Source organism: Aquaspirillum serpens DSM 68 (assembly GCF_000420525.1).
Lineage (GTDB): Bacteria > Pseudomonadota > Gammaproteobacteria > Burkholderiales > Aquaspirillaceae > Aquaspirillum > Aquaspirillum serpens.
Genome location: NZ_ATVC01000098.1, coordinates 1 through 3,979, shown reverse-complemented (window position 1 = coordinate 3,979; position 3,979 = coordinate 1). Strand labels below are relative to the sequence as shown.

6 protein-coding genes are annotated in these 3,979 nt (G+C 48.8%); 4 read left to right on the top strand and 2 right to left on the bottom strand.

Annotated elements, in window-relative coordinates; translation table 11 throughout:
* Positions 1 to 101 precede the first annotated feature (101 nt).
* A complete protein-coding gene (locus G465_RS16415; protein WP_281166799.1) occupies positions 102 to 236 on the top strand; it encodes a hypothetical protein in 135 nt (44 codons plus the stop codon).
* A gap of 29 nt (positions 237 to 265) precedes the next feature.
* Here the strand turns inward: G465_RS16415 and rluD are convergent, their stop codons facing one another.
* Positions 266 to 1,330 (bottom strand): 23S rRNA pseudouridine(1911/1915/1917) synthase RluD, encoded by a 1,065-nt coding sequence (gene rluD / locus G465_RS0112530; protein WP_022654784.1) that lies wholly within the window; start codon positions 1,328 to 1,330, stop codon positions 266 to 268.
* Between rluD and G465_RS0112525 the strand changes: the two genes are divergently transcribed.
* Positions 1,329 to 2,120 (top strand): outer membrane protein assembly factor BamD, encoded by a 792-nt coding sequence (locus G465_RS0112525; RefSeq protein ID WP_022654783.1) that lies wholly within the window; start codon positions 1,329 to 1,331, stop codon positions 2,118 to 2,120. The genes rluD and G465_RS0112525 overlap by 2 nt on opposite strands.
* A gap of 299 nt (positions 2,121 to 2,419) precedes the next feature.
* The gene (locus tag G465_RS15870; protein ID WP_022654782.1) at positions 2,420 to 2,596 is read left to right on the top strand and encodes a hypothetical protein; all 177 of its coding nucleotides are present in this window, start codon (positions 2,420 to 2,422) and stop codon (positions 2,594 to 2,596) included.
* Positions 2,597 to 2,664: 68 nt separating this feature from the next.
* Here G465_RS15870 and G465_RS15245 read toward each other — a convergent pair whose 3' ends face one another.
* Positions 2,665 to 3,081 (bottom strand): cyclic nucleotide-binding domain-containing protein, encoded by a 417-nt coding sequence (locus G465_RS15245; protein WP_022654781.1) that lies wholly within the window; start codon positions 3,079 to 3,081, stop codon positions 2,665 to 2,667.
* Positions 3,082 to 3,373: 292 nt separating this feature from the next.
* Here G465_RS15245 and G465_RS0112510 point away from each other — a divergent pair, with 292 nt between their 5' ends.
* Complete coding sequence (locus tag G465_RS0112510; protein WP_022654780.1) at positions 3,374 to 3,688, top strand: hypothetical protein; 315 nt, start codon at positions 3,374 to 3,376, stop codon at positions 3,686 to 3,688.
* Positions 3,689 to 3,979 lie beyond the last annotated feature (291 nt).

The window sequence follows — 3,979 nt, the reverse complement described above, 5'->3', positions numbered from 1 at the left end:
CAAGACCGAGGCTATGCCGAGAAATACCGCAGCCGAGGTGAACCGATTCATTTGATTGGGGTTGAGTTTAGCCGTGAACAGCGGAATGTGGTGGGGTTTGAGTGGCAGACTTTATCTGCAACAATCTCAAACTAGATCAGCATGAGATTCATAGCCTCATTCGCTTGATTGGTATCGAATCGCCAGGATTGACCACCCGTCTGGCGATTGTCGAGGCGGTGGCAGAGCATGATTAACCACACGCCTCGACAAAAGCAGAATCCCTTCACTCTCGGGTATAAATTACTTCCCAATCGCCATCATCACCATCGTCGATGTCATCCTCATCCGCTTGGTAATCAGGATTGAGGGTGAACTGATGTTCACGCAACACGGCTAATAGCTCACGGACATCTTCTGGCAAGCGTGATTTCCAACTCATTGCCTCGCCTGTGGTGGGATGAATCAAGCCTAACACCGCCGCATGGAGGGCTTGTCGGCCCAGTTTTTTCACTGCCAAGGCCAAGTCTTCTGGGATTTTATAGCGAGGATTGCCATATAACGCATCGCCAGCCAAAGGATGACCGGCTTGTTTCATGTGCACTCGGATTTGATGCGTACGGCCTGTTTCAAGACGGCATTCGATATAAGTATGGTAGTCAAACCGTTCTAATACCTTCACATGCGTCACAGCAGGTTTACCGCCAAACCGCACCACGGCCATTTTCTGCCGTTGGTGAGGATCGCGACCAATCGGCTCATCAATCACGCCATCATACGCCACCTTACCATCGGCAATAGCACGGTACACCCGCTTGACAGTTCTAGCTTGTAATTGCCGTACCAAATCGGTTTGGGCTGCCAAAGTTTTCGCCACCACCATCAGGCCACTGGTTTCTTTATCGAGGCGATGGACAATGCCAGCGCGTGGAATATGGCGCAACGAGGGCAAGTAATGCAGCAGGCCGTTAAGCAAAGTCCCCGACCAATTACCAGCGGCAGGATGAACCACCAAGCCCACGGGTTTATCGATCACTAAAATGGCGTCGTCTTCGTACACAATATTCAGCGGCATCGCTTCTGGGGCAAAAGCGGCCTCTTCGGGGGTCAGTTGTTCGAAGACTTCGAGCTTCTCTCCACCATAAATTTTGGTTTTGCTATTGACCGGCGTGCCGTTCATCAATACAAAGCCATCCTTAATCCATTGTTGTAATCGACTACGTGAGTAGTCGGTCAACAAGGCAGCTAAGGCTTGATCTATACGTTGTCCGCCGAGGTCAGTTGGGATTTCAACGACACGGGGGCTAGAGAAGTCGTTATAATCGACCGGATTATCAATGGGATCTGTCATGAAACGATTCGTTGTAGGAATGCTGATGGCGGCATCGTTAGCCGCATGCTCGACCACTACCGAGCCAAAAGATGAAACCCGAGGCTGGCCAGTCGAGCGCCTGTATTATGAAGCGCGGGAAGAGCTGAACAGCAGCAATTATACCCGTTCCATCCAACTCTATGAAACTTTGGAGGCACGCTACCCTTACGGTCGCTTTGCGCAACAAGCACAAATGGACCTTGCCTATGCCCATTACAAAGAGCAAGAGCCGGCGTTAGCCCTCGCCGCCATCGATCGCTTCATGAAGCTTTATCCCGCGCATCCCAATTTAGATTACATGTATTACCTTAAGGGATTGGTCAATTACAACGACGATGGCGGGATTTTTGCCCGCTTTACCGGCCAAGATCGCGCCGAGCGTGATCCGAAATCGGCCCGTGAAGCCTTCCTTGCCTTTAGTGAATTGGTCAAACGCTTCCCCGACAGCAAATACAGTGCGGATGCCACCAAAAAAATGGGCGATTTGGTCAAAGGCTTAGCAGAAAACGAGCTCTATGTGGCGCGTCACTATATGAAGCGCAAAGCGTATGTGGCGGCAATCAACCGCGCTCAGCAAGTGATTAAAGAGTTTTCGAGTACCGAATATGTCGAAGAATCGCTGGCAATTATGGTGTCTGGTTACGACGCCCTTGGCCAAACCCAGCTACGCGATGATGCAAAGCGTGTGTTAGCAAAAAACTATCCCGATAGTCGCTATCTCACACAAGCTTGGCAACCTCGTGATGTGCCGTGGTATCAATTCTGGTAATCCCCGTCCCCGCCTCGTGCGGGGATTTTTTTGCCGACATATTGCGCTCATCGAAGTAACATCATGCTGTAATGCAGCTACCGCAAGCTAACCCCGCTATCAAAAAGCCGTTCATGATCAACAAAGGGGTGTTGAGATGAAGATGAAAAAAACTAAAATAAAGTTGTAAAAGCAGGAAATTAGTTGCGTCTGAATCTGTCTAAATAGTTGCCGGCACTGCGCAATGTGGTCTGGCGTCTGATATTGATTGTGCCCTCACGGCCAATCAATAGGTTTTGCAGAACGAGGAGTAGCACACCATGAAAAAACGAGTGATGACCCCAACCGAACGCCGCATGCTCAATGCTGAAATCTCTGCGTGGCGGGCGGGCGGCAAGCAACATGTTTTTCAACCAATTAGCCTCGCTGAAGCCAAACGCCGCCAAGCGCGACTCGACATCGAATACCTACGCGATTTGCGCGCCTGTGCTGCCTAAATTGCAGTGAGCGTAGGTACGGCTATGTTCGTAGGTACGCCATCACTCGGGGGAACAGCAAAAAGTCGCTACAAGCAGTGATTAGCGGCTCGTGCGGTGTAGGTTTTTTCTAATTGTTCACGCAAGGCGGGACATTTCTCTAAGACGGTTTGCAAATGCTGTCGTTGCAACATCAATACATGGCAATCCGTCAGCGCACGCACCGTCGCCGTGCGCTTCACCACTTTTAACAAAGCAATCTCACCAAAATAATCGCCCTGTGTTAACTCAGCGAGCCGCTGTGTGCCTGTTGAAGGATGTTCGAGTATCACCTCGACCCGTCCTTGCTGAATCATATACAAACAATCGCCATCCTCTCCCTGTCGAATAATCACCTCCCCCGCCATAAAGTTGGTAGTGGTGATATGACTATCAATTTCTATCAACAGTTGCTGATCATCAAGAATAGAAAATAAAGAAATTTGTTTGAGAGAAGCAATAGACATTTTATTTAGCCTTTACGAATTGGACAAAGCGCCGCTACAACATTGCCACAGCACACCACATATTCCATTCATCATAAAACCCTATTATTTTACGCGAAAAAGTAAGCAAGGTATGACGTAGATTTATCGAAAAAGGAGACAATGATAAACCATTTAGGGCAAAAGCTCACGATAAATTATTAAATTGTCCTACATCAAACAAAGCCTAGAAAGAAACGAAACACGGTGTTTTTGTGATTTTTTACATATAAAATAGATTTATGGAAGTTATCTAGGCAATCGGGGGCAAAAAATGTTCTATTCAAAAGAAATTGATATCCATACCGACCGAGAAGTGTTGTTCAAAATTCGCGTGCAAAGCTTTGGCGTCACTGGCTGCCGCACCACACCACATTGCAGCGCGGAAGTGTTGGTCTACGATTCTGAATTCACCCCGCCGTTTGCCTCTATCGTGTCGTTTCATCAGGTTTTTGACAGCATAGAAGGTGCTTTTCACCACGCAATGACATGGGTACGCCATTACAGTCGGCAACATCGCTATAACATCTCACACATTGATACTTTTTATGGCGAGAAAGAAAAACTGTTATTGGCCACCAATCCCTAATAACTAACATATACCTGACGCTCGCAATCAAGGTAGTCACACAAGCGGAGATGCTTTTGGAGTATGGGCGCGGTCAAGAAAACACCCCCACGGGCGTGGGGAAGACAACACATCACCGGCCTGCCGGTGGGTCGAAATGGAAACACCCCCACGGGCGTGGGGAAGACCCACCCAGATTAAAAATAACTTGCGAAACTTCGGAAACACCCCCACGGGCGTGGGGAAGACCAAACCTTTCTCGTTCAAAACTCCGTTTTCGAGGAAACACCCCCACGGGCGTGGGGAAGACTT

Bases quoted from the DNA above. Each gene is read 5' to 3' on its own strand.
- G465_RS0112525 (WP_022654783.1), top strand. From the start codon at position 1,329: ATGAAACGATTCGTTGTAGGAATGCTGATGGCGGCATCGTTAGCCGCA.
- rluD (WP_022654784.1), bottom strand. From the start codon at position 1,330: ATGACAGATCCCATTGATAATCCGGTCGATTATAACGACTTCTCTAGC.
- G465_RS15870 (WP_022654782.1), top strand. From the start codon at position 2,420: ATGAAAAAACGAGTGATGACCCCAACCGAACGCCGCATGCTCAATGCT.
- G465_RS15245 (WP_022654781.1), bottom strand. From the start codon at position 3,081: ATGTCTATTGCTTCTCTCAAACAAATTTCTTTATTTTCTATTCTTGAT.
- G465_RS0112510 (WP_022654780.1), top strand. From the start codon at position 3,374: ATGTTCTATTCAAAAGAAATTGATATCCATACCGACCGAGAAGTGTTG.